This window comes from Actinomyces sp. B33, from assembly GCF_028437565.1.
Taxonomy (GTDB): Bacteria; Actinomycetota; Actinomycetes; order Actinomycetales; family Actinomycetaceae; genus Pauljensenia.
This window is the reverse complement of sequence record NZ_JAMRYR010000001.1, coordinates 276266-301075: the sequence shown is the minus strand read 5'-3', so window position 1 is coordinate 301075 and position 24810 is coordinate 276266. Positions and strand designations below refer to the sequence as shown.

The 24810-nt window shown below is 71.4% G+C and carries 19 protein-coding genes and 1 CRISPR repeat array; of the genes, 16 read left to right on the top strand and 3 right to left on the bottom strand.

What is annotated here, in order from left to right; all coding sequences use genetic code 11:
* The first annotated feature begins 5 nt into the window (after positions 1-5).
* The 14 genes from cas7e to M3T53_RS01280 all read left to right on the top strand — a co-directional run bounded on the left by cas7e (position 6) and on the right by M3T53_RS01280 (position 16441).
* Positions 6-1130, top strand: coding sequence for a type I-E CRISPR-associated protein Cas7/Cse4/CasC (gene cas7e, locus M3T53_RS01345; RefSeq protein ID WP_272432639.1), 1125 nt, complete (start codon positions 6-8; stop codon positions 1128-1130).
* Entirely contained in the window at positions 1127-1852 is a 726-nt protein-coding gene (cas5e, locus tag M3T53_RS01340; RefSeq protein WP_272432638.1) for a type I-E CRISPR-associated protein Cas5/CasD, read from the top strand. The genes cas7e and cas5e overlap by 4 nt, the downstream gene beginning before the upstream one ends.
* Positions 1852-2610, top strand: a complete 759-nt coding sequence (cas6e, locus tag M3T53_RS01335) for a type I-E CRISPR-associated protein Cas6/Cse3/CasE (protein ID WP_272432637.1) — start codon at positions 1852-1854, stop codon at positions 2608-2610. Before cas5e ends, cas6e begins: the two co-directional genes overlap by 1 nt.
* Entirely contained in the window at positions 2607-3566 is a 960-nt protein-coding gene (cas1e, locus tag M3T53_RS01330) for a type I-E CRISPR-associated endonuclease Cas1e (RefSeq protein WP_272432636.1), read from the top strand. Before cas6e ends, cas1e begins: the two co-directional genes overlap by 4 nt.
* Positions 3503-3967, top strand: coding sequence for a type I-E CRISPR-associated endoribonuclease Cas2e (gene cas2e / locus M3T53_RS01325; protein WP_334540081.1), 465 nt, complete (start codon positions 3503-3505; stop codon positions 3965-3967). The genes cas1e and cas2e overlap by 64 nt, the downstream gene beginning before the upstream one ends.
* Before the next feature lie 18 nt (positions 3968-3985).
* A CRISPR array of direct repeats spans positions 3986-6515; the repeat unit is 29 nt; unit sequence GTGTTCCCCGCTCACGCGGGGATGAGCCC.
* 302 nt (positions 6516-6817) lie between these two features.
* Positions 6818-7843, top strand: coding sequence for a hypothetical protein (locus M3T53_RS01320; protein ID WP_272432634.1), 1026 nt, complete (start codon positions 6818-6820; stop codon positions 7841-7843).
* Positions 7840-9522 (top strand): TadA family conjugal transfer-associated ATPase, encoded by a 1683-nt coding sequence (locus M3T53_RS01315; RefSeq protein ID WP_442866911.1) that lies wholly within the window; start codon positions 7840-7842, stop codon positions 9520-9522. Before M3T53_RS01320 ends, M3T53_RS01315 begins: the two co-directional genes overlap by 4 nt.
* A 389-nt stretch (positions 9523-9911) precedes the next feature.
* On the top strand, positions 9912-10748 hold the full coding sequence (locus M3T53_RS01310; RefSeq protein ID WP_272432633.1) for a type II secretion system F family protein: 837 nt from the start codon (positions 9912-9914) through the stop codon (positions 10746-10748).
* A gap of 189 nt (positions 10749-10937) precedes the next feature.
* Positions 10938-11192, top strand: coding sequence for a DUF4244 domain-containing protein (locus M3T53_RS01305; RefSeq protein WP_272432632.1), 255 nt, complete (start codon positions 10938-10940; stop codon positions 11190-11192).
* Positions 11193-11560: 368 nt separating this feature from the next.
* Positions 11561-11977 (top strand): TadE/TadG family type IV pilus assembly protein, encoded by a 417-nt coding sequence (locus M3T53_RS01300; protein WP_272432631.1) that lies wholly within the window; start codon positions 11561-11563, stop codon positions 11975-11977.
* Positions 11974-12366, top strand: coding sequence for an Rv3654c family TadE-like protein (locus M3T53_RS01295; RefSeq protein ID WP_272432630.1), 393 nt, complete (start codon positions 11974-11976; stop codon positions 12364-12366). Before M3T53_RS01300 ends, M3T53_RS01295 begins: the two co-directional genes overlap by 4 nt.
* A gap of 417 nt (positions 12367-12783) precedes the next feature.
* Positions 12784-14379 (top strand): xylulokinase, encoded by a 1596-nt coding sequence (locus tag M3T53_RS01290; RefSeq protein ID WP_272432629.1) that lies wholly within the window; start codon positions 12784-12786, stop codon positions 14377-14379.
* A 188-nt stretch (positions 14380-14567) separates the two neighbouring features.
* A complete protein-coding gene (locus M3T53_RS01285; RefSeq protein WP_272432628.1) occupies positions 14568-15449 on the top strand; it encodes a DUF5926 family protein in 882 nt (293 codons plus the stop codon).
* Between the two features lie 143 nt (positions 15450-15592).
* Positions 15593-16441, top strand: a complete 849-nt coding sequence (locus M3T53_RS01280) for a glycosyltransferase family 2 protein (RefSeq protein ID WP_272432626.1) — start codon at positions 15593-15595, stop codon at positions 16439-16441.
* A gap of 34 nt (positions 16442-16475) precedes the next feature.
* Here M3T53_RS01280 and M3T53_RS01275 read toward each other — a convergent pair whose 3' ends face one another.
* The 3 genes from M3T53_RS01275 to M3T53_RS01265 all read right to left on the bottom strand — a co-directional run bounded on the left by M3T53_RS01275 (position 16476) and on the right by M3T53_RS01265 (position 19656).
* Positions 16476-19022, bottom strand: coding sequence for an HAD-IC family P-type ATPase (locus M3T53_RS01275; RefSeq protein WP_272432625.1), 2547 nt, complete (start codon positions 19020-19022; stop codon positions 16476-16478).
* A gap of 72 nt (positions 19023-19094) precedes the next feature.
* Positions 19095-19340, bottom strand: coding sequence for a heavy-metal-associated domain-containing protein (locus M3T53_RS01270; RefSeq protein WP_272432624.1), 246 nt, complete (start codon positions 19338-19340; stop codon positions 19095-19097).
* Between the two features lie 31 nt (positions 19341-19371).
* On the bottom strand, positions 19372-19656 hold the full coding sequence (locus M3T53_RS01265; protein ID WP_272432623.1) for a metal-sensitive transcriptional regulator: 285 nt from the start codon (positions 19654-19656) through the stop codon (positions 19372-19374).
* 274 nt (positions 19657-19930) lie between these two features.
* Here M3T53_RS01265 and M3T53_RS01260 point away from each other — a divergent pair, with 274 nt between their 5' ends.
* Together M3T53_RS01260 and M3T53_RS01255 are read left to right on the top strand one after the other, a co-directional pair.
* Positions 19931-20590, top strand: a complete 660-nt coding sequence (locus M3T53_RS01260; protein ID WP_272432622.1) for an endonuclease III domain-containing protein — start codon at positions 19931-19933, stop codon at positions 20588-20590.
* A 273-nt stretch (positions 20591-20863) separates the two neighbouring features.
* Positions 20864-24496, top strand: a complete 3633-nt coding sequence (locus tag M3T53_RS01255; RefSeq protein ID WP_272432621.1) for an integrin alpha — start codon at positions 20864-20866, stop codon at positions 24494-24496.
* Positions 24497-24810: the final 314 nt, after the last annotated feature.

Below are 24810 nucleotides of genomic sequence, written 5' to 3'. Positions count from 1 at the left end.
CTCCCATGACGCGTTTCGTCGACATCCACATCCTCCAGACCTTGCCCCCCTCGAACCCCAACCGCGACGACACCGGCGCCCCGAAGAACGCCGTCTTCGGAGGAGCCCGTCGCATGCGGATCTCCTCCCAGGCCATCAAGCGCGCCACCCGAATGGATTTCGAGAGTGCCCTGCCCGAGGGCAACAGGGGGATCCGCACCAAGCGGATCGTCGAACTCCTCCGCGATGCGATCGTCGACCGACGAGCCGACCTCGCCGAGCGCGCCACCGACCTCGCCGAGACCGCGCTGACCGCGATCGGGTTCAAACTCGGCGACCCGCGCGGCAAGAAAACCGACGAGCAGCTCAAAGAAGCCGGATTCCTCGTCTTCCTGTCCGCCAAGCAGATCGAGCACGTCGCCGACGCCATCGTCTCGGTCAGTGACGAGCAGGACGTCAAAGCGGCGTTCAAAGCACTCAAGCCCAAGAGCCTCGTCGACACCGACCACTCAGTCGACATCGCCCTGTTCGGGCGCATGGTCGCCGAGCCCAACTCCCTCAACGTCGACGCCGCCTGCCAGGTCGCGCACGCCCTCGGCGTCGGCGCGGTCGAGTCCGAATACGACTACTACACCGCCGTCGACGACGCCAAGAGCGCCGACGACGAGGCCGACGAAGGGGCCGGGATGATCGGCACCATCGAATTCGCCTCCGCGACCCTCTACCGCTACGCGACGATCAACCTCGACCTCCTCGCCGAGAACCTCGGGTCCGTCGCCGTCGCGGACGAGGCCGTCAGGCTCTTCGTCGACAGCTTCGTGCGGGCCATGCCGACCGGCAAGATCACGACTTTTGCCAACAGGACTCTTCCCGACGCGGTCCTCGTCCACGTGCGCGACGACCAGCCGATCAACCTCGTCGGGGCCTTCGAGACCCCCGTTCAGGCTGACCGCTCCGGGTACGTCGCGCCAGCCGTCGACCAATTCATCGCCTATGAGAAAGCAGTGGAAGAAGGGACAGGAACGGCTCCCCTGGCCTCCCTGGCCGCCTGGACCACCGACCGGGCCGACCGATTCGACGAGCTCGGACACCGAGTCCCCCTCGTCGACCTCGGGACCCAGACCGTCGCAGTCCTCCAGGACGCTCGATGAGCAAGGTCCTCATCCTCAGGCTCGCGGGCCCCATGCAATCATGGGGGGCGTCGAGCCGCTTCACCCAGCGCACCACCGAGGCGTTCCCGACGAAGAGCGGAATCGTCGGACTGCTCGCCGCGGCCCAGGGGCGCAGACGCTCCGACCCGATCGAGGACCTCGCCGGGCTCTCATTGGCCGCCCGGATCGACCAGCCCGGCCAACTCCTCAGGGACTTCCACACGGCTCACCGCGAGCACACGTCCATGCCCCTGTCCCACAGGTTCTACCTGTCGGATGCGGTCTTCACCGCGTTCATCGAGGGGCAGGACCGGCTCATCGAGACGCTGAGCGAAGCGATCCGCAATCCCGTATTCCCCCTGTTCCTCGGACGCCGGGCGTGCCCGCCGACCCTGCCGCTCCTCCTCGACGTGCGCCGGGAGAGCGCGTGGGACGCGCTCGTCGGATTGCCCTGGCAGGCCGCGCGATTTCACCAACGTCAGCACAAAGCGGAAAGAACCGTGAGCCTGCGCGTAGTCGCCGACACCGGGATGATCCCCTCCGCTGCCGATCCAGGACGCAGCATCCAGGACGTCCCCGTGAGCTTCGACTCCGCGCGCAGGCTGTACGGGGTCCGCCAGGTCGAGGAAACGCGCATCCTCATCGACAACCCGGAGTTCGCTGGAACCCCTAACACGCCCGTCCTCGGCGTCACGGCGCACGATCCGATGGAGGTGATCTGATGTACCTCACCCGCATCTACCTCAATCCCTACCGGAGGGGATGCCGGTATCTGGTGGCCTCCCCCCAGCGGATGCACGCCGCCGTCCTCGGCAGTTTCCCGCCCGGGGCATTCGAGGGGGCAGGGGAAGGGCGCGTGCTGTGGAGGCTCGACCGTCCGGGTGGTCGAACCGCGTCGCGGGCGGATCGCGGTCCCGCCCTCGCCCTGTACATCTCCAGCCCAGCGCCCCCCGACCCCGCTGGGATCGTCGAACAGGCCGGATACGAAGTCGACGGCGGCGTCGCCATCAAACGCACCGACGATTTCCTCAACTCGTTGCGGAAAGGACAGCGATGGGGGTTCCGCATCACGGTGAACCCCACATTCCGCCAGAGCGACCAGAGAGGGCGCAAGGGCGAGGAGAAGATCCTCGGGCACGTCACCGTCGCGCAGCAGACGAAGTGGCTGCTCGATCGGGCCGCTCCCAATGGATTCGCGATCCCGACGGCGAAAGAGATCGGCGGGGACCTCCCAACGATGGTCGCTGACGACGGGGAGCGCCGTGACGGCGAGGCGCTGCTGGTGGGCCTCGTCGATCGTCGACACGAGAGATTCATCCGACGGCGCGATGACGGGGCGGATCAGGTGACGTTGAATATCGCGACCTTCGAAGGGGTCCTCAGCGTCGTCGACCCGCAGGCGCTGCGCCGAGCACTGGTCAACGGCATCGGCAGGGCGAAGGGCTACGGCGCTGGTCTCTTGACCCTCGCCCGGCCATGAACGCCCTACCCGGTGCGCGGCCGCCGGATCCGAAGGCCCTGGTTCGAGTCCGCGACCGACTGACCTTCCTGTACGTCGAGAGGTGCGTCGTCCACCGGGATTCCAACGCCATCACAGTGACGGACTCGCGAGGAGTCGCGCATGTGCCGGCGGCAGCCCTATCGGTTCTGATGATGGGGCCGGGCGTGAGGATCACTCATAGCGCGGTGTCGCTCCTGGCAGAAAGCGGGTCGACGGCGGTGTGGGTGGGGGAGAACGGGGTGCGGTACTACGCCCACGGTTCCCCGCCCTCACGGTCATCACGGCTCCTGGAGGCTCAGGCCCGTGCGGTCAGCGATCCGGCCATGCGCCTGTCGGTGGCGCGGAGGATGTATCTCATGCGTTTCCGGGGTGAGAACGTGGCGGCCCTGAGCATGCAGCAGCTGCGGGGCCGGGAGGGCGCGCGGGTGAGGCGCCTGTACAGGGAGAACGCACGACGGACCGGCGTCGAGTGGGATCGTCGCGAGTACGATCCGGACGACTTCGAGTCGGGGTCGGTCGTCAACAAGTGCCTGTCGGCAGCCAACAGCGCGTTGTACGGCGTGATCCATGCGGTCGTCGTCGCTCTGGGGTGCTCGCCTGGATTGGGTTTCGTCCACACGGGGAACTACAGGTCGTTCGTCTACGACATCGCCGATCTGTACAAGGCGGATCTGTCGATTCCCGTTGCTTTCGACGTGGCCTCGGAGGATTTCGAAGCCGGTGTCGGCGAGGAGACCCGACGGCGGATGAGGGATGCGATTCGTCAGGAGCGAATCCTGGAAAGGTCGGTCAGGGATATTAAGGATCTTCTCTCTGCGGCGATCGAGGGGGACGTCGAGGAGGATGATCTCGACGTGGACGATGTGCGTTTGTGGGAGGACGAGGCGACTTCCGTCCCGGCAGGGATTTCCTACTCGACGAGGGACGAACGGTGATCGTGCTTGTCCTGTCCGCGGTTCCCGATGGGCTTCGGGGGCATGTCACGCGGTGGCTTTTGGAGATTTCCCCGGGGGTGTTCGTTGGGAATCTCAGTGCGAGGGTGCGCGAGCAGCTATGGGGAATCGTCGAGGAGGGTATCGGGGCGGGTCGGGCGATCATGGTTTTCCGTGCCGCCAATGAACAGGGTTTGTCTTTTCTCATTGCGGGGGATCCTTGGGAGCCGAGAGATTTCGAAGGATTGAGGCTGATGGTCAGGCCGAATGTTGTGGGGGAGCAGGTGGCTCCCGAACAGCTGCTGGGGGATGGGGAGCGTCGAGGCCGCCCGGGTATCAGCGATTTTGAGAGGAGGCGGAGGGCTCGGCGAGGTTTCCCAAGATCTGATCGACAGGGGCGTTAAAATTCCTGATCACGAAGTGTGTTCCCCGCTCACGCGGGGATGAGCCCCGGCGCTTTGGTGTTTCTGGGCATATACGAATGTGTTCCCCGCTCACGCGGGGATGAGCCCTCATCCGCAGCGCCGGCGCCCCCGTGGTCCTTGTGTTCCCCGCTCACGCGGGGATGAGCCCACGTCAGACATCCACAGCCGTCCCTTATGGGCGTGTTCCCCGCTCACGCGGGGATGAGCCAACATCGCGAACGTCCAGGACTCCGGGGAGGACGTGTTCCCCGCTCACGCGGGGATGAGCCCGCCCTGGCGCGCACGACGTGGGGGCCGTTGGGGTGTTCCCCGCTCACGCGGGGATGAGCCGGCACCGGTTCCGGGCGGGTGGGCTGCGCCGCTGTGTTCCCCGCTCACGCGGGGATGAGCCCCCGGACACCACGCCTTCCAGCGACCCCACGGTGTGTTCCCCGCTCACGCGGGGATGAGCCCACGACAGCGTCACCTCGTAGCCGACGGCCTCCGTGTTCCCCGCTCACGCGGGGATGAGCCCCGCCCCCACCCAGAAGCAACTCTGGGTGGGGGGTGTTCCCCGCTCACGCGGGGATGAGCCCGCACACGACAGAGCCAAGGCCGCGGGGATCGTGTGTTCCCCGCTCACGCGGGGATGAGCCCGGGTCCAGCGGCTCAACCGGAGCCCACTCTACGTGTTCCCCGCTCACGCGGGGATGAGCCCACCGGAGCCGACTCTTGCCACTGGCCCCGCTTGTGTTCCCCGCTCACGCGGGGATGAGCCGCCGGCGCTCGTGGCCGTGGCGACCAACGAGGAGTGTTCCCCGCTCACGCGGGGATGAGCCCGCCGGGGAGTCGTTGGAGACGATTCAGCGCAAGTGTTCCCCGCTCACGCGGGGATGAGCCCGTCCGGCGCGCTCGATGCCACGCTGAAGGTCAGTGTTCCCCGCTCACGCGGGGATGAGCCCCCAGACCATGAGCCAAACAACGCTCGACTTACGTGTTCCCCGCTCACGCGGGGATGAGCCCCAATGAGCACCGTCCTCCTCGCCACGGCTGCCGTGTTCCCCGCTCACGCGGGGATGAGCCCGTGCAAGGGGGGACAAACCGGGATTCGGGCCGGTGTTCCCCGCTCACGCGGGGATGAGCCCTCGGACAGCAGCTCGCCCAGCCACAAGACCCCGTGTTCCCCGCTCACGCGGGGATGAGCCCCGTCCCGGTTGGGGATTGCCGTCGATCACGCCGTGTTCCCCGCTCACGCGGGGATGAGCCCTCCTGGGGGAAGAGATGACAGAGCGATACCTGGTGTTCCCCGCTCACGCGGGGATGAGCCCGCGATCGGGCCTTGGCTGCCTATGAGGAATACGTGTTCCCCGCTCACGCGGGGATGAGCCCCCGCTGCCTTTGGTGGCCGCCGGCCAGCGCATGTGTTCCCCGCTCACGCGGGGATGAGCCGGACTCTTCAAGGGTCCGGTCATCGGACAGCTCGTGTTCCCCGCTCACGCGGGGATGAGCCCACAACGAAAAAGAAGAAGGAGGGGGCCTCCACGTGTTCCCCGCTCACGCGGGGATGAGCCCAAAGCAAGCCCATACCAGACCGCCCCCGTCGCGTGTTCCCCGCTCACGCGGGGATGAGCCCTGGGTCAGGGCCGCAGACGTGGATTGGATGTCGTGTTCCCCGCTCACGCGGGGATGAGCCCGAGAGCCGCCGGCCTGGGTCAACGTGTAGTTGGTGTTCCCCGCTCACGCGGGGATGAGCCCCAGCCAGTCGCTGACAGTGACCCTGTCGCCAGGTGTTCCCCGCTCACGCGGGGATGAGCCCTCTGCGAGTCGTCTCTCCCGCGCAGATCACCAGTGTTCCCCGCTCACGCGGGGATGAGCCCACATCGAAACTCGCCCGCACCCTCGGCTACTCGTGTTCCCCGCTCACGCGGGGATGAGCCCTCACCGCCTACGACATCACTGAGGGGGTGGGGGTGTTCCCCGCTCACGCGGGGATGAGCCCGCTACGCTCCTACGTCGCCAAAGGCATGCTGCGTGTTCCCCGCTCACGCGGGGATGAGCCGTCGGAGGTGTTCCGCATGTGCTTACCTGTGGTGTGTTCCCCGCTCACGCGGGGATGAGCCTCACTCGTGGGCGAATTCTCGGGCCCTGGCCGTGTGTTCCCCGCTCACGCGGGGATGAGCCCGCTCCCGTCAAGAGCGGGCATTCACCCCCGCAGTGTTCCCCGCTCACGCGGGGATGAGCCCGACATGGAACAACGCATCACCACCGCGAGCCGATGTTCCCCGCTCACGCGGGGATGAGCCCAACGCCTCGCGTAAATTCCAGCCCACCCGCATGTGTTCCTCGCTCACGCGGGGATGAGCCCGAGGGCCCGAAGGCCAGCTAGGGCGCCGGCCCGTGTTCCCCGCTCACGCGGGGATGAGCCCCAAGGCCCGATCCCTGCTCGCGGTGCTGGTCTGTGTTCCCCGCTCACGCGGGGATGAGCCCCCCACCATCATCGAGGACACCCAGTGACCACCGTGTTCCCCGCTCACGCGGGGATGAGCCCGCGTTGCAGTTTTTCGCCCAAAAAGCGTGGAGGTCTTCCCCGCTCACGCGGGGACGGATTAATGGCCTATCCAAGACCGTCCGCAATTTCCCCGGAAAACGAATTTTTGGCCCTGTTTTTGGTGGGAAATGTTCGTTTTCGGGGGAAATGAATGAAGGGGGGGGAGGGCGGAGCGCGGAGGAGGAGGATCGGGGAAAAGGGGCCCGGGCGCGGATTATGCACAGACGGTACGAGGACGGCGTTGTCCACAGGCAAGGGCATCGAGCTCGCGCCCGGAATCCCCGTCCTGATCCACTAGGGGGATGACCGATCACGTCGAGCCCCCGGGCCCCCGGATTCTCGTCATCAATGCGGATCCGATGACTGACAGCCACGTGCGAGACCTCGTCTCCCTCGCCGGAGGGACCTTGGTCGACGAGGCCGATGCCGCCGACCTCATCATCACCGGAGACGAACTCGCGCGCCCGACGAAAACGAATACGGGAGCGCCGACGATCCGTGTCGGAGCAGCCGGCCAGTTCCGCATCCCCGGAGACGAGGCGCTCCTCGTCGACGCCATCGCAGCGAGCGCACGTCGACGACCACCAGGCGTTTCTCCCGTTCCCACGACGATTCTCGTCGCCGGATGGCACGGGGGAGCAGGAACGACCCTTCTCGCCCGGGGCCTGGCCCGCACCGCCCCCTCGGTCCTCATCGATGCCTCGGGCGACGCCCCAGGGGTCCTCCAGGCCGACGAGGTCGACCACGGATGCCTCACCTGGGCAGACCTCGACCCCGGAGAGTCCTCATTCCCAGCCGCGATCATCGAGCGGCTCCCGGAAATGGGGGCCTCCCGGGTCCTATCCGCGGACTCCTCATCGGCTGCGACCTGCGCCGACCCGAGAACCATCCCCGTCATCGACGCCGCCCTCGACCATCTGAGGACCACAGCGAACGGGGGAGGCGGGCGGGGGATCGTCATCGACGCCGGTCGTTGGTCGGCGCCTGCCCGATCGCTCGCGCGAGCCCGCGCCGACCTCGTCGTCCTCGTCGGCAGGGGAGACGGCGACACCGACGCATCCCTCGCCGCCTCCACGACGCGTCTGCCGGCGCCCGGTCGGCTGGTCGTCGCCACCACCGCCTCGCGCCCCTCCGGGTGCCTCGGGCTGGGGCTCGACGCGACGTTCATCAGGCACCCGCTGCTGCGCACCCGACCCACCAGCAGGGGGATGGCGTCGCGCCTCACCGGCGGACGTCGTGCCCGCAGGGAACTCCACCGGATCTGGGAGGCCGCCGCCGGCGCGAGCCTCGCCGGCTGGATCGCCGACCCGTCCAGGGGCGAACGATGATCGGGCGCCTCCTGGACTCGCGGCCTCGCCGCGGCGGCTCTCCCCCGCGCCGCCTCCCCGTCCGATGGGACCCCGGATCGTCCGGGACCGCCCCCGGGCCGAGTCGCTCCCGGGGCGCTTCCCCCGCGTCCCCGCTCGACTCCTCGACCCCTCCCGCTTCGCGCGAGTCCGCCCGGGAGGCCTCCCCCGAGGAATCCCGGGCGTTACGGGCCCTGGCCCGAGGCGAGAGCCTCGCCGACGCCGTGCGCGACGGCGCCCGGGCCGGCGCGGGACTCGACGAGATGGCCGACAGCCTGACCCGCGTCCGCGCTCTCTCCCGAGGGCTTGGCCCCGTCCTCGCCCCCGTCCTGGCCGACCCGAGCATCACGGATGTCCTCGTCAACGGCTCCCAGGCGTGGATCGATCGAGGAGGAGGGCTCGAACGCGCGGACCTCGATCTGGGGACCGACGACGACGTGCGCTCCTTGGCGATCCACATGGCTGCGGCTTGCGGGGATCGTCTCGACGAGGCCAGTCCCATCGTCGACGCGACCCTGCCGGGAGGCATCCGACTTCACGCGGTCCTGCCGCCCCTGTCCGCCGCCGGACCGCTGATCTCGCTGCGGACGAGCCGCTCGGGCGGGCTGTCCCTCGCCGACATGGAGGCCGACGGCACGTGCGCGCCCCTCATCGGACGGGTCCTGCGCGCCCTCGTCGACCGCAGGGCGAACGTCCTCGTCTCCGGGGCCACCGGCTCCGGTAAGACGACGCTGCTCGCCTCGCTCCTCTCCCTCGTCCCACCGGACGAGAGGATCGTGTGCATCGAGGAGGTCACGGAGCTGCGGCCCGTTCATCCGCACGTCGTCAACCTGCGAGAGCGGAGGGCGAATGTCCAGGGCGCCGGGGCCGTCACCCTCGCCGACCTGGTCCGCGCCGCCATGCGGATGAGGCCCGACCGCCTGGTCCTCGGCGAATGCCGGGGCCCAGAGGTCCGCGAGGTCCTCACCGCCCTCAACACCGGCCATGACGGGGGGGCGACGATCCACGCCAACGGAGCCGATGAGGTGCCCGCCAGGCTCCAGGCGCTCGGGGCGCTGGCGGGGCTCGGTGAGGCGGCGGTCAGCGCCCAGGCCGTGGCGGCGTTCGACGCCGTCGTCCACATGAGGCGCCGTCCTCGGCGCGCCGGGGATCAGGGGCCGGGCCGGTGGGTCGCCGAGGTGGGAGTGCTCGTCCGGGAGGGTGCGGGACTTGGGTGCGAGCTCGCGGTGCGGGTCTCGCCGGAGGGGGATGTTCGACGTGGACCCGGGTGGGAGCGACTGGCTCGTCGGCTCGGCCTCGATGCCGGCGGGATCGGTGGGGCCGGGGCTGGCGGGGATATTCCCGGCGGGGCGAGCACTGGCGGGGGGATTGACGAGGCCGATGTCGGCGGTGCGGCGAGCCGCCTGGGCGAGGCGGGGGCCGGGCGCCCGCCGGGGGTGTCCTGCGCATTCGGATCCGAGGCGCGGGTCGTCCCGGGGGATGGGACGAATCATGCGGCTCTGGCCCCTGGCGGGGAGGGGCCTGGGCGCGCGGGGCATCCCGTAGTGGGCGAGGCGGTCTTGGTCTTCGAGAGGGAGGGGCTTGGGCGCGCGGGGCGTCCCGTTGGGAGGTTGTGGCTCCCGATCGGCGATCCGCCGCTTCGCCGCGGGGAGGCCTCGTGATCGGGGTGTGGATCGCCGCGCTGTCGGCCTGGGCGCTGGGGATGATCCGTCTCGTCGATCATGCGCGGCGCAGGCGAGTGGTCGACGCGTGGAGGAGGGGAGGCGGGGGCGGGTCTTGGGACCGGCCGCTCCCGGGCCTTGGACGCCCGTACCGGGCTCTTCGCGCTGTCGGCCGGCGAGGAAGGCGAGGACGACTGCCGGGGCCGCCCGAAGGGGGGCGTTTGGCCCTGCTCGTCGCGGAGGTTTCCGCCCGTCTGGACGCCGGCGCTCCCGTCGAGACGGCGTGGCGGGCCGCATGGGAGAGGGCCGGGCTCGAGCCGTCGTTCACCGGGCTCGACGAGGACGGGGTGCCCGTGGTGATACGCGATTTGTCGAGGAGTCCCTGTGCGTTGAGTGCCCGTTCGCTGGCCGGCGTCGTCGAGGCGCTGCGCTCGCGAGGGCCTGCCGGGGCCGCCCGCAGGCGCGCCGCCCGGGCCGTTGCAGCGGCCTGCGTCTTCACCCGCGCTCTTGGCGCGCCCCTGGCGGAGATCCTGAACACCGTCGCGGATGGGGTCGATGAATCCGAGGCCGCCGAGGACGCCCGGAGGGTCGCCAGCGCGGGCCCCGTGGCTTCCGCGCGCATCCTCACGTCCCTGCCCCTGATCGCGTTGAGCGCGGCGTGGGCTATGGGTGCCGACCCCTGGGGTTTCTTCACCGGAGGAGGGGCGGGCGGCGCGTGCGGCCTCGTCGGTGTGGCGAGCCTCCTCGGCGGTCATGCCGTGTCCAGGCGGATGCTCGCCCGTATTCGCGCGTCGAGCGAGCACGTGGATTCGGCGATCATCTGCGACCTGGGGGTCGCGGGCATCGAATCGGGGGCGTCGATCCCTCGGACCGTCGAGGCCCTGGGGACTGCGATCGGGGATCCGGAGGTCTCTCGGATCGGGGTGGAGCTGCGTTATGGAGTGGGCTGGGCGAGGGCTTGGGATGAGGCTCCCGAGGTTGTCGGGGCTCTTGCCGACGCCCTCCAGCCGGCGTGGGAGGACGGGGCCTCGCCCGTTCCCCTGCTACGCCGGGCGGCCTCTCAGATCCGTGGGCGCCGTGCGGCGGACGCCCGGGCCAGTGCCGAGGAGCTGGGGGTTCGCATGGTCGTGCCCCTGGGGATCCTCCTGCTGCCCGCTTTCCTCGCGCTCGGGCTCGCGCCGATCGTCGCGTCGTTGCTGGGCGAGGGCCTCGGGATTTTCGCATAGGAGGGCGTTCTCGTTTGCGAGCATTCGCTGGTGGAACGATTCGGCTGGATCAGCGCCTGCCCGGTCGGATTGTCCACAGGCGGCGCGCGGCTCCCGTGATCCACAGTTCCGCCAGCGGTCATGGCGGTGGCCCGGATGCGGGCGCGACTCTGGAGTCCCCGGGGATTCCGGGGGGAACAGGAGAACACCATGAACCTCATCGATCATGTCGACCGCGCCGTCATCCGGCTCGGGATCACCACCGCCGCAGGCCTCGAGCCTCGCGCCGCCGTTCGCAGAGGCGCCGATCGGAATGTCGCCGACGAAGAGGGGTCGACGACCGTCGAGTACGCGATCGGAGCCGTCGCGACTGCCGGTTTGGCGGGATTGCTCGTCGTCGTCCTCAAATCGGGGGCCGTCAAAGGATTGATCCAGGGGATCATCGAGTCCGCCCTGACGCTATGAGGAGCCGTGCGTGCAGGGGGAACCGCTACTCCGACAGGCGCCGCCCCCGGTCGGTCCCTGGAATACGGCGCCGACGGGGGGATTCCTCTCAGTGCGCGTCCTGCCGTCGGTGGCGTCATCGCGGGACTGGGGGATTCGTCGGCCGCCCGTCCGGTACTCGGTGCGGCGGGGAAAGAAGCGACCTGGAAAGGGGGCGTGGTGGGCTCCTCGGCGTTCCTGGGTCCGGCGTTGGGGGAGCGGCGCGCGGGCGATGGGGTGAATCGGTCTCGTGCGAGGCTCGAGCATCGGACAGGGACAGGGACAGGGACAGGGACAGGGACAGGGACAGGGACAGGGACAGGGACAGGGGCGGTGGATTTCGGCGACGATTGCTCGTCGACACCGCGGGCTTCCATCTGAGATGCCGCAAGCCCCTCGTCGAACACCGCTTCTCCACCAGACGGGAGGCGTCCCAGGACGGCAGTACGACGGTGGAGTTGGCGATCGGGTTCTTCGCGGTCATGGTCGTGATCTCCCTGATCGTCGCCGTCTCCGCCGTCGGTCTGACCCGGTCTGCCCTCTGCCAGTCGGTTCGAGAGGGGGCCCGGGCCGCCTCGATCGGGCAGGAGTCGGCTCAGGAGGCGGCCGCCCGCGCCTATTCACGGGGAGGCCCGGCGCCGGCGATCTCAGTCGCCCGGTCCGATCGGTGGATCACCGTCACCGGAACGGTACCGGTCGCGGGGATCCCGGGTCTGCCTCCGGCCCGGTGCGAGGTGACGACGACGCTCGAGCAGGCGATCCCGTGAGAGCGCGAGTCCGGGCTGAGGAATGGACTCGTGCGGAGGGCGAGGAGGGATCCGGGACGATCCTCGTTCTCGGGGCCGTCCTCGTGGCGAGCCCCCTCATCGCGGTCCTCCTGGTCGTCGGCGGCATCGGCACCGAACAGGCCCGGCTCCAAGCGGTCGTCGATCTCGCGGCTCTGGCCGGCGCTGATGTGTCGGCCGTCGCCCAATGGGAGGATGTCGGGGATAGGCCGTGCGCCGCGGCCCGCTCCGTCGTCGAGGCCAATGGAGAGGTCATGTCGGAGTGTTGGACCGAGGGCGTCGATACGCTCGTCGTCGTTTCGGGGCGCGCGGGGGCAGCGGGGATCGTGATTCCGATCGAGGCGCGGGCACGAGCCGGTGTCGACCCGTAGGTCGATTCCCGGATTGGATTCCCAGGGAAATTTCAGGTTGAGTCGATGGATCTACAAGGAGTGCTTCGTAATGTCGTGCTCATCGGGGAGCGAGAGCCCCGATGAGCAGACAGATGAACAAGAGCCGCACGGTTCGCGAAAGGGTTGCATCGAGAAGACTTGCACTGTGTTGATGGGATCTCAGAAGGGGTCGGCCGTAAGGCCGGCCCCTTCTGGGGTCTGTGGGCGGCTCGGGCTTCGGCTCGACCGTCTCCGCGGATGCGCGGATCGCAGCATGGTGGGTGCTTGCGGCGAGCGGGAGCTCCTGTGTCTCTGCTCACAGCAGTGTTAACGTTATCCCTATGGTGATCGGAGCTTGCGACTCGGCTCCGCCTCGCCGAAGATCGACTCACGTCAACGAGGACACCAGGAGGACATATGACCACGACCGACATCCGCGCCGCCATCGAGAACGGCGAGACCTCCCTCGGCATCGAATTCGGTTCCACCCGCATAAAGGCCGTCCTCATCGGCCCCGACCACCAGCCCCTCGCCTCGGGCGGGCATTCCTGGGAGAACCGCCACGTCGACGGCCTGTGGACGTACACCCTCGACGACGTGCGCGCAGGACTCCAAGACGCCTACGCCCGCCTCGTCGACGACGTCAAGGCCTCGTACGGCGTCGTCCCCACGACCTACGGCTCCCTCGGCATCTCCGCGATGATGCACGGATTCCTCGCATTCGACGCCGACGGCGACCAGATCGCCCAGTTCCGGACCTGGCGCAACACCAACACCGCCGCAGCCGCCGACGAACTGATCCGCGCCTTCGACTTCAACATCCCCCTGCGCTGGTCCATCGCCCACCTCCACCAGGCCATCCTCGACGACGAGCCGCGCATCGCCTCGATCGCCTCGATGACGACCCTCGCCGGATGGGTCCACGAGCAGCTCACCGGCCGCCACGTCCTGGGGATCGGCGACGCCTCGGGCATGTTCCCCATCGACTCGCGGACCATGGACTACGACCAGGCCCGCATCGACGCCTACGACGCCCTCGTCGCCGACCGGGGATTCGGCTGGAGACTGCGCGACCTCCTGCCGACCGTCCTCGTCGCCGGACAAGACGCGGGAACCCTCACCGCCGAAGGAGCCGCCCTCCTCGACCCCACGGGAGCCCTCACCCCTGGCATCCCGATGTGCCCGCCCGAGGGCGACGCCGGCACCGGCATGGTCGCGACGAACTCCGTCGGTCAGCGCACCGGCAACATCTCCTGCGGCACCTCCGTATTCCTCATGGTCGTCCTGGAGAAGGCCCTCGCAGAGCTCCACACTGAGATCGACATGGTCACCACCCCCGACGGGTCGCCGGTCGCCATGGTCCATTCGAACAACGGGGCGTCCGAGATCGACGGCTGGGTGGCGATGTTCGTCCGGTTCGCCCAGATCGCCGGCATCGACCTGTCGACGCCGAAGGTCTACGACCTGCTCTACGAGCACGCGATGACGGGGGCCCCCGACGGCGGGGGCCTGCTCGCCTACAACACGCTGTCCGGCGAACCGCTGATGGGCCTGGAGGCCGGCCGGCCGATGTTCGCCCACGCCCCCGACTCGGACTTCACCCTGGCCAACGCCATCCGCACCCAGTTGATGAGCATCTTCGCGGCGGTGCGCATCGGCATGGACATCCTCGCCGACGAGGACGTCGCCCTCGACAAGCTCTTCGGGCACGGCGGGCTGTTCAAGACGCCGGGCGTGGCCCAGCAGGTTCTCGCCGACGCCCTCGGCATCCCCGTGTCGGTGGGGGCGACGGCTGGCGAGGGGGGAGCGTGGGGGATCGCGGTCCTCGCCCGCTATCTCGTGGCCCGGGCGGAGGACGAGTCGCTGCCGGCCTACCTCGACGAGAGGGTCTTCGCCGATGCGCAGGCGAGCGTCCTGGAGCCCGATCCGGCTGGGCGCGCCGGGTACGACGCGTTCCTCGCGCGCTATCGGGCCGCGTTGCCGGCGGTTCAGTCGATGGCCGATCACAGCTGAGGGCGTCTCCCGTTCGACGGGGTGGTCGACGAGGGCGCCGCGGGCCTTTCGGGGTCCCGGCGCCCGCGTCCGTCGCGCGGTCATTTACGTCGATTACGAAGAAAAGGCCTTCGTTTTCGCAGGAAATGTTCGTTTTCGGGGGAAATGGGGGGAGTGGGGGCCGGGCGCGAGCCGCTACGATGACCCTCATGGGTAAAGCAAGCCGCCGCAAGAAGGTCGCCAATCCGGACACGCTCGCCGCCTACCGGGCGCCGATCCCCTTCGTCGCCCGCCCGTTCGAGGGGCTGTCCAAGGAGGTCGACCTCGTCGCGATGCGCGAGATCATCCCCTGCGCGACGATGACCGCCCGGACCGACGACGCCCACGGAGGCGTCGAGTTCGACCTCGTCACCCTCCTGCCCGATGGCCGCCCCGCGATGGTGCGCTCCGACGGCCGCATCCTCGTCGCCCTCCAGACCCGCTTCAACTCCGCCGACCTCTCCCACGACGTCGCCGCCGCGCTCCTCGCCGCGATCGACGCGCGCGCGGGCGGCGACCAGGGGCTCATCGACATCGACGTGCGCGACCCCTCCGAGCGCCTCCAGGACGTTCTCGACCCCGAGGGGTTCACCGCGATGAAGATCGTCGACGACTTCTCCTACTGGTTCGACCCGGCCGAGGAGGTCGACGACCAGACCCGCAGGGCTCTGGAGCAGAACCGCGAGGAAGTCATCCCCACCGAGGCCGTTCCCGGCACCACCGGCATGTTCTGGTGCGAGATGAACCGGAACTTCGTGCGGTACGCGACGGACATCGAGGAGAGCCCCCTGTTCGACGCCCTGGCCCGCCTGGCCGCGACCGGCCGGGCCCACATGGGCGAGGGGTCGCGCTTCGTCGGCGCGTTCCGCGCCTGCGGCATCGCGATCCCCGTCTTCGAGCTCGCCGAGGGCGTCACCGCCGTCGATGTCGCCGATGACGCGCAGGCCCTGGCCGCCGCTCTCGATGAGGCCCTCGCTTCCTCCAAGCCGCTGACGGCCGACGAGCGGCGTCTGCGCCAGGGCCTCGTCTCCCGGCAGGTGACGATCCGCTAGCCCGAGACGATTCCGAACCGCCCCGACGGCGAACGCGTGACGGACGCCCCGGCGAATGCCGGGGCGTCCGGCGTCGGAGCGCCCGCGCCGCAAGAAGCGCGGACGGAGGAGCGAGAGCGGGCCGTGGCGAATATCATGGACCCGTGAGCTCCTCGGTCACGGTCAGCGGCGGACGCACCGCCCCGCAGCGGGTGGCGGCGATCCTGCCCGCCCACAACGTCGGCCGCGATGTCGCGGCCACTGTCCGGGCCTGTCGGGCCATCCCCGGCGTCGATCTCCTCATCGTCGTCGACGACGGGTCGGACGACGACACCGGCCGCTCGGCCCGGGCCGCCGGAGCAGTGGTCGTCCGCCACTCGGTCGCCCGAGGACGCGCCTCGGCGATCGAGACCGGCGTCAAGGTCGCCGCCATGCGCGACCACGCGGACTGGCCGGCCCGCCACCTCCTCATCCTCTCCCCGGATCTGGGCGAGTCCGCCGTCGAGGCGACCGCCCTCGTCGAGGCCGTGACCTCGGGGATGGCCGATTGCGCGTGCTCCGTCCCCCCGGTCGACCCCTCGGTGTTCCGGGGCCGCGCCCAGCGGCTCGCCCGGGCGGCGATCCGACGCGCCACCGGCTGGGAGCCCCGCTACCCCCTGTCGTCGCAGCGCTGCGCGACCCGCGAGGCGATAACGGCGGCGATGCCCTTCATGTCGGGGTACGGGCTGGAAGTCGCGATGACGGTCGACATCCTCGTCGCCGGGCTGTCGATGATCGAGATCCCCTGCAACTTCGTCCACTCGGGCGCCGACCCGCTGATCGGCGCCCGCAATCGTCCCGCCCGACTGACTGACGCCGCTGTCGCCTCGGCCCGCAAGGTCCTCGCCCACGCCCGCCTGCCGGTCTCGGCTCGTCCCGCGGGCGGTCGCGTCGGGGGGATCGGCGCCCCCTATCCGAGGCCCGCGAGCGAGCGCCGCGCGGCCGAAGGGGCCGCGGCCCCCGCGTCCTCATAACGGCTTCCCCGCGAGAGCCGGCGGCCCTCTACGTCTACCCGGCGGTGCGCAGGCGCAGGGAGTTGAGGACGACCGCCACCGACGAGCACGCCATCGCGGCGGCGGCGAGCATCGGGTTGAGAAGCCCGGCGATGGCCAGCGGCACCATGAGGACGTTGTAGAAGAACGCCCAGAACAGGTTCTGCTTGATCGTGCGCAGGGTGCGGCGGGAGATGCGGATCGCGGTCGCGGCGCCGCACAGGTCCGAGGTCGTCAGGGTGATGTCGGCGACCTCGATCGCCAGATCCGTCCCCGAGCCCATCGCCATCCCCAGCCCGGCGGCCCCCGCCTGGGCGAGCGCGGCGGCGTCGTTGACCCCGTCGCCGACGACGGCGACGACGCGCCCCTCGTCCTGGAGGGTGGCGACGACCTCCCGCTTGCCGTCGGGCATGACCCCGGCGAACACCCGGTCGATGCCGACGCGGCGGGCGACGTGGCGGGCGGCGGATTCGTTGTCGCCGGTGACGAGGATCGGCTCGATCCCGAGGCCGACGAGGGCGGCGACGGCGTCGGCGGAGGTGTCCTTGACGGCGTCGCGCACGACGAGGACGCCGATCGCCCTCCCGGGCAGCGTCTCGGGGAGAGCCCTCCCCGTCGTCGCGTCGGAGAGGACGGAGGGGTCCGGTGCCCAGGCGGTCGGGGTCTGCGGGGCCGGGGGCGCGTCGGGGGAGGGCTCCTGGCGGGAGACGACGGAGGCACAGTAGCCGGCGTCGGTGACGACGCGGACGAGCTCGGCGTCGTCGTGCGGCTCGACGAGGGTGACGGTGGCCTTCTCGGTGGCGAGGTTGACGGAGGCGGACACCCCGGGCAGTTTGCCGAGTTTGCGTTCGACGCGGCCCACGCACGATGCGCAGGTCATCCCCTGGACGTCGAGGGTGACGACGGCGAGGGCGTCGGGGCCGGGCGCGGGGAGGGAGGGCGTTGGGGCGCCGGTAGCGGCGTCGTCGGGCGGTGCGGGCTCCGGGTCGGACCAGTCGGGGACGAGGGCGGCGACGACCGCCGTCGCCCCGGTGGCCTCGGCGTCGTGGACGGCGCGGGCGCACTCCTCGTCGAGCCCGATGCCCAGGCCGGTGATCCACGAGGCCCGCCCGACGAGGACGAGATCGACGGGACGGCCGGGAGCATCGGGGTCTCCTGCGGCGTTCGAGGGGACGAGGGCGGACACTCCCAGCCCGGCGTGGTTGGCGAAGGCCGCGGCGGGGGGCACGGAGGTCCCGCGGGCGCGCGCCGCCGAGCGGATGGCGGCGGCGACCGGATGCTCGGAGGGGGACTCGGCGGCGGCGGCGAGGCGCAGGGCCGCGTCCTCGTCGAGGGGTCCGGTTCCGGGCGCGGGGTGGGCCGGGGAGACGGATTCGAGGGTCATGCGACCGGTTGTCACGGTCCCGGTCTTGTCGAGGACGATCGTGTCGACGGCCCTCGTCTGCTCGAGGACCCGCGCGGATTTGATGATGATCCCGAGGCGGGCGGCCCGTCCGGTGCCGACGAGGAGCGCGGTGGGGGTGGCGAGTCCGAGGGCGCAGGGGCAGGCGACGACGAGGACGGCGACGGCGGAGGCGATGGCCTGCTGGGCGGGGGCGCCGGCGAGGAGCCAGCCGATGAGGGTGGCCGCGGAGACGGCGATGATGACGGGGACGAAGACGGCGGAGACCCGGTCGGCGAGGCGCTGGACGGGGGCTTTGCCGGCCTGCGCCTCGGCGACCATCCGCCCGATGCGGGCGAGCGTCGTCTGGGAGCCGACGCGCCGGGCCCGGACGACGAGCACCCCCCACGTGTTGAGGGTCGCCCCGGTGACGTCGTCGCCGGGGCCGACGTCGACGGGGACGGATTCGCCGGTGAGGAGCGAGGAGTCGAGCGCCGACTCCCCTTCGAGGACCGTCCCGTCGGCGGCGACCTGCTCGCCGGGGCGGACGAGGAAGAGGTCGTCGACGCGCAGGTCCCAGGCGGGGATCCGCCGTTCGGCGCGCGCGCCACCGTCGGCGTCGACGAGGAGGGTCGCCTCCGCGGGCTCGAGTTCGAGGAGGCTGCGCAGCGCGTCGCCGGCCCGGTAGCGGGCCCGGGCCTCCATCCATCGGCCGGCGAGGAGGAAGACGACGATCATGCAGGCGCCCTCGAAGTAGATCTCCGCGTGGTGGCCGGCGTGGGGGGCTCGGGGCAGGAGGGTCATGCTCATCGTCATGCCGAGGCGCCCGGCCCCACCGGCGAGGAGGGCCCACCAGCTCCACAGGGTCGAGGCGGTGACGCCGAGGGAGACGAGGGTGTCCATCGTCGTCGAGCCGTGGCGCCCGGCGGCGATCGCGGCCCGGTGGAAGGGCCAGGCCCCCCAGACGACGACGGGGGCGGAGGCTGCGGCCGCGGCCCATTGCCAGCCGGTGAATTGGAGGGGAGGGGCCATGGACACGGCCATGACGGCGGTCGCGAGGGGCAGGCAGACGAGGAGGCGGCGTTTGAGGTCGTCGGCGCGTCTGCGGGTGGCGTCGCCGATGGGGGCGGCGTCGGGAGCGGGGGTGCGGAGGGCGGGTGGTGCGGCGGCGGGGAGTGTCATCGGGGTCGATTCGTCGGGTGCGGCCGCGCCGGGGCCCCGCCGGTTGGTCGGAGGGCCCCGACGCGGGCGGGGTCACAGGTCGCGGGCGATGCCGACGAGGTCGAAGCCGGCCTCGTCGACGGCGGCCCGCAGGGCGTCGTCGGCCAGGTCGACGTCGGTGACGACGGTGACGGTCGAGGTGCCGCCGGATGCGAGGATGACGTCGATGTTCTTCACGCCGGGGATCTCGTGGAGCTCCTCGGTCACCGACATCACGCAGTGGTCGCAGGTCATTCCGTTGACGGACAGTTCGATGGTGCGGTCGATGGTCGTGGTCATGGTGCTCTCCTGGCGGGGGTGAGGGTGGGGATCAGGATTTGACGAGGCGGGCGATGGCTTTCGTCGCCTCGTCGATCTTTATGCGGGCGGCTTCGTCGGACTCCTGGGCGGCGGCGACGATGCAGTGGCTCATGTGGTCCTTGAGGAGGCACATGGCGACGGAGTCGAGGGCGGATTGGGCGGCGGAGACCTGGGTGAGGATGTCGATGCAGTAGTCGCCGTCGGCGACCATCCGCTGCAGGCCCCTGACCTGGCCCTCGATGCGGCGCAGTCGCGCGAGGTACTGGTCGGTGGTGCCGGCGTAACCGTGGGACATCGACGGGGCTCCTCGGGGTGTCGGTGCGGCCGCGCCCGGTCGGGCGCCACTGATGAAGATACCCCTGGGGGGTATAAGTGTCAATGGTCCCGGCGACGGTGGGCTCGTCGGAGAATCGGAGGCGATGACGGGTGCGGGGCAGGCGTGGGCGCCCCCGGCGGGGGAATGATCGGCTGGTCGCCGGCGATGCTCGGCCCGGAGCATGGCGCGGACCGGCTCCGGCCTCCTCCTGCCGGTCCTTGTCCCGCGGCTCGGCGAGGGGGAGGATCGAGGGATGGCGACGGGAGACGGCGAGGACAGGGGCATCCGAGGGCTCTACGACCTTCTGGTCGACGCGTTCGAGATCGAGGAGTGGTGGCCGGCCGACACCGACTTCGAGATGATGGTCGGCGCGGTCCTCACCCAGAACACGGCGTGGACCAATGTCGAGACCTCCCTGTCGGCCCTCCGGGACACCGGCCTGCTCGATCCCGCGGCCCTGCTCGCCTGCCCGCAGGACGTCCTCGCGGACCTCATCCGCCCGTCCGGCTCCTACAACCAGAAGGCCGGCTACCTGCGCGCCCTCGCCTCCTGGGCCATCGAGAAGGGCGACGCCGCACGACTGATGAGCACCGCCGAACTGCGCGACGACCTGATGGGCGTTCGGGGAGTCGGCCCCGAGACCGCCGACGACATCCTCCTGTACGTCTACGGGCGCCCCGTCTTCATCTTCGACGCCTACGCCAGACGGCTGCTCAAAGCCGCCGGATTCCCCGTCGCGACGACCTACGAGGCGACCCGCCGCCTCCTCGCCCCGGCCGTCGACGAGGCCGGGCTGACCGCCTCCGAGCACGGCCGCCTCCACGGGCTCATCGTCGCCGCGGGGAAGCATGCCCGCGCCCACGGCTGGGAGTCGATTCTCGCGGGGGGTGGGGAAAGGGCGGCGGCCCCGTGAGGCAGCGGCGCGCTCCTGGGCTCGGGGCGCCGCGAAGGGGAGCGCCCGCCGCAGTGCCGACTCTCGGCCGTCGTCGTGATCGCGGGGGCTCTGCCCGCTGATCGCAGGACATCCGCGCGCGGGTCGTCCCGGTCGGGTCCGACAATGGTGCGAGGGGAGGAGGCTTCCAAGCGCGCACGTGTCGTCCAATGGAGGGTTCGTCACAGAGGGGACTCGTCGAACGCATGACTGAGTAAGGTATGCCTCGCCTATCTTTCTCGATGAAAGGACGTCATGCCCACGCGCAGACTCCGCAGGGCCCTCGTCGCGGCGACGGCCCTCAGCCTCCTGGCCCTCCCGGCCACCGCCTCGACCGCCGCCCCGCGCATGGCCGCGCGCCCCGCCCCGGCCGCCCCCCAGCCACTATCCGACGACGACCTCGCCGATCTCGACGACCTCTTCGGCGACGACGACGCGCCGACGAGGGGCGACAAGCCCTCCTCCGGCACCGCCTCGACGGCCTCGGACGAGAAGCCCGGCGCCGCCGGCGCCCGCGAGGAGGACGGCGACCTCGACGCCCTCGATGACCTCCTCGGCGGCGGGGGCTCCCCGACCCCGCCCCGGAGAACCCCGCCCGAATGGGACGAGGACGGAGAGGATTTCCTCGGGGACCCCGACCCCGCCCCGCCCGCATCCCCCGACGCGCCGAGAGCTCCTGACGGGCCGGGCGAGGCCATCGCCTCCCACGCCGACTCCGCCGGATTCCGCTGGACCGGCACCAACGAGCGCTCCCCCTACACGATGCGGATCCGCCTGACCGACCGCGTCCAACTCACCGGGGGCAAGGGCATGGCCTCCTCCCTGCCCGCCACCGGCTGCGACGTCACCGGGGACTCGGCCCCCGACATCGTCGCCGGAGACCCCGTGTCCGGGCGCGTCGACATCATCGACCACATCCCCGTCGGCTCCGGCTCCGACGAGCTGACCCGCGCCATCGACGCCCAACCCGGGCGCATCGCCCTGCCGGCCCCCTCCGGCGCCGCCGGATTCGGCGCGGCCGTCGCCTGCACCTCCCGCGCCCTCGTCGTCGCCGGAACGGACTCGACCCTCTACCGCTACGCGCTGCCCGTCACCGCCGCGTCGACCCCCGTCGCCGTCCGACTCGACGACGGGCCCGTCGCCTCCATCGCCTCCCTGTCGACGCCCGGACGACCCTCCGACCTCATCGCCGTGAGCACCGCCTCGCGCATCCGCGTCATCGACACCGCGGCGCCCGCCCCGACCGATCCGGCCGCGGCCGGCAGCGGAGTCGATATCGTCCATGGACTGACGAAAGCCCCGATCCTCCACGCGATCGGCGACATCACCGGAGACGGGGCCCCCGACCTCGCCGCCGCCCTGCCGGACGCCGGGCGCGTCCTCGTCATCACCGACCTGACCTCCGCCGGATCGGTCGCCGGCCGCGCGTTCTCCGCGACCGCCCCCGCCGGGGGCTCCTTCGGAGCCGCCGTCGCCGCCCTCGGCGACATCACCGGCGACGGCCTCGCCGACTTCGCCATCGGAGCCCCCACAGCCGGCCACGGCGAGGGCGCCGTCGCCGTCGTCAACGGGCGCCGCTCAGGGGACGTCACCGTCGACCTGACCGCCGCCCGATCCGCGCTCACCCCGGTCTCCGACGCCTCCGGAGCCCGCGCCGGCACCCTCCACCGGATCCACGAGCGCCTCGGCCTGGGCGCGGGCCTCGCCCTCCTGCGCGACGACTCCGGCGCGGGCCGCGACGCCCTCGCCATCGGCCTGCCCGACAACAAGGACGACTCCGGGGCCCTCATCGTGCCGACCGCCGAACTCGCCCGCGACCACATCGCCCTCGAAGGGCTCCAGAGCCTCGAAGGGCGGATGATCGCGGCCCTGGCGAACGGGGCCGCCGGCGACGGCGCCGCCCTGGCGGTCCTGCCCCACCGGCCCGGCGACCGCCTGATCCCCCTCCTCGTCGGCAACCGGGACACCGGGCGGCTGGGCGTGTGGACCGTCGACCCGGCCGCCGGGGACGGCCCCTCCGCCGGCCCCGATGCGAAGAACCTCCCGCCCAAGCCGGTCCTCCCGCCGGTCAGGCCCGCCCTGACGCCGACCGACCGCGACGACCTGCGCACCTGGCTCGGCGAGTTCGGCCAGGGCCTCGGATCGACCCTGGCCCGCGGCTCCTGCGACGTCACCGGCGACGGGATCGCCGACATCGTCTCCGGCAACCTCACCCGCTCCCAGTGGCGCTTCGACCCCTTCTACGCCGAGACCACCGAGACCCGCGGCTGGGTCCACAACGTCACCGGCCAGATCCAGGTGATCCCCGGCGGCACCCGCGGCGCGGCCCTGCCCGTCGACGGCGTCGTCTCCATCAACGGCCCCGCCGAATCGGGGACCACCGACTACGACGCCTCCATCGGCCTGTCCGTCGCCTGCCTGCGCGACGCGAACGGCGACGGCATCGGCGACATCGCCTTCGGCTCCCACACCATGGGCCTGGCCTGGGTGGTCTACGGGGGCCCCGACCTGGCGGCCACCGACCTCGACGCCCTCACCGCCGACCGCGGCTACACGATCCGCCTGCCCCGCAAGGGCAACCCCGCCGCCCACCTGGCCGACGCCGGCGACCTCAACGGCGACGGGCTGAGCGACGTCGCCGTCGTCATCCAGAACACCGCGCTCAACAACGCGGCCATCGCCGACGACCAGGCCCTCGGCGTCGCCTACGTCGTCGCCGGCAACGCCGACGGGCACGAGGTCGACCTGTCCCGCGAGGCCGTCGCCGACTCGTCGGACGTCCTCGCCCGCGTCATCACCCCCGCCGGATTCCTCGCCACCTCCCTCGACCCGGTCGGCGACGTCGACGGCGACGGGAGGACCGACTTCGTCCTGGCCGACTACACGCACGCCGAGCGGACCAACGTCGTCTCCGGGACGGCCTGGCTCCTGACCGGCGTCGCCAACGGCGCGCGCATCGACCTGGGGGCCGACGGCTCGTGGACGGGCAGCCGCCTGACCGTCCCCTCGGACGCCTCCTACCGGCTCGGCGTCGGCGCCTCCGTCGCCGCCGCAGGGGACGTCGACGGGGACGGCTTCGGCGACGTCGTCATCGGCTTCGACGGCGGGCACGTCCTCAACCACGCGCGCGGCGGCATCGCCGTCCTCCACGGCGGAGCAGACCTGCCGGAAACCATCGCCCTGAACCCGGCGGGCACCCCCGATCCTCGCGTCTGCGTCCTCACCGCCCCCGGCGAGGGCGCGTGGGCCGGGCACACCGTCGACGTCCTCACGCGAGCCGGCGCCTCCCCGCTCATCGCCTTCGGCTCGCCCGGGGCGCACGAGGGCGACGGGCGCGCCTACCTCGTCGACGCCTCGGCCGTCGAGGGCGCCCGCACCGCCGACGGGGCCGCAGCCGCGGACGGCCGGGGGTGCTCGACGACGATCGAGGCGCTCGGGGACGCCGTGCGCGTCATCGACTCGGCCGCCGAGAAGGGCGCGCGCGCCCGCTTCGGCAAGGGCCTCGCGTTCGTCGGGAACCACCTGGGGATGCCGACCCTGGCCGTGAGCGGCGACGGCGTCATCGACGACGAGCCGAAGGACGTCCTCGGGGTCTCCCACGCCGCGCACGTCATGGCGATCGGGCTCCGTCTGCCGGCGGCCGAGGCCCCGGCCCCGGGCCCCGACGGGTCCGGCTCGGGCACCGCCGATGCGGTCCCGACCCCGCGTCCCGACGAGGGCGGGCGCCCCGCGTCGACGGGCGCCGCTCCCGCGGGCGAGAGGACGGCCGGGGCCGGCCTCCCCGCCCTCGCCCGCACGGGCGGTCCCATCGCCCTGACCCTCCTCGTCGCCGCGGGCCTGGCGGGCCTGGGCGTCGCCGCCGGCCGCAGGAGGACCGATAGGCCCTGACCCGCACGCCGCGCCGGGAGCCCAGCGCTCCCGGCGCGGCTCCGGCCGACGGGGGATTCCCCCCGCCCAGGACGACGGACGCGGGGCGCGGCACCGCCGTTTCCCCGGACGCGACGCCGCCCCCGCATCCGGGGAGGCCATCGGGTCGTTGGGGACCCCCACCCTCCGAGGACCCGCGCCCGGCACCCGAAGGTGTGAACGGCCGTGCGGGGCTCCACGCCCGACGGGGACCGTCCTCCCCGTCGGCGCCCCTGCGCTGGCCCCGGCGCCCGGGCGCGGACTCCGGCGCCGTCCGATACCCTGGCCGCAGACCG

Excerpts from the sequence above, each read along its gene's own strand:
- cas7e (WP_272432639.1), top strand. The coding sequence starts at position 6 with ATGACGCGTTTCGTCGACATCCACATCCTCCAGACCTTGCCCCCCTCG.
- cas5e (WP_272432638.1), top strand. The coding sequence starts at position 1,127 with ATGAGCAAGGTCCTCATCCTCAGGCTCGCGGGCCCCATGCAATCATGG.
- cas6e (WP_272432637.1), top strand. The coding sequence starts at position 1,852 with ATGTACCTCACCCGCATCTACCTCAATCCCTACCGGAGGGGATGCCGG.
- cas1e (WP_272432636.1), top strand. The coding sequence starts at position 2,607 with ATGAACGCCCTACCCGGTGCGCGGCCGCCGGATCCGAAGGCCCTGGTT.
- M3T53_RS01320 (WP_272432634.1), top strand. The coding sequence starts at position 6,818 with ATGACCGATCACGTCGAGCCCCCGGGCCCCCGGATTCTCGTCATCAAT.
- M3T53_RS01315 (WP_442866911.1), top strand. The coding sequence starts at position 7,840 with ATGATCGGGCGCCTCCTGGACTCGCGGCCTCGCCGCGGCGGCTCTCCC.
- M3T53_RS01305 (WP_272432632.1), top strand. The coding sequence starts at position 10,938 with ATGAACCTCATCGATCATGTCGACCGCGCCGTCATCCGGCTCGGGATC.
- M3T53_RS01290 (WP_272432629.1), top strand. The coding sequence starts at position 12,784 with ATGACCACGACCGACATCCGCGCCGCCATCGAGAACGGCGAGACCTCC.
- M3T53_RS01285 (WP_272432628.1), top strand. The coding sequence starts at position 14,568 with ATGGGTAAAGCAAGCCGCCGCAAGAAGGTCGCCAATCCGGACACGCTC.
- M3T53_RS01275 (WP_272432625.1), bottom strand. The coding sequence starts at position 19,022 with ATGACACTCCCCGCCGCCGCACCACCCGCCCTCCGCACCCCCGCTCCC.
- M3T53_RS01270 (WP_272432624.1), bottom strand. The coding sequence starts at position 19,340 with ATGACCACGACCATCGACCGCACCATCGAACTGTCCGTCAACGGAATG.
- M3T53_RS01265 (WP_272432623.1), bottom strand. The coding sequence starts at position 19,656 with ATGTCCCACGGTTACGCCGGCACCACCGACCAGTACCTCGCGCGACTG.
- M3T53_RS01260 (WP_272432622.1), top strand. The coding sequence starts at position 19,931 with ATGGCGACGGGAGACGGCGAGGACAGGGGCATCCGAGGGCTCTACGAC.
- M3T53_RS01255 (WP_272432621.1), top strand. The coding sequence starts at position 20,864 with ATGCCCACGCGCAGACTCCGCAGGGCCCTCGTCGCGGCGACGGCCCTC.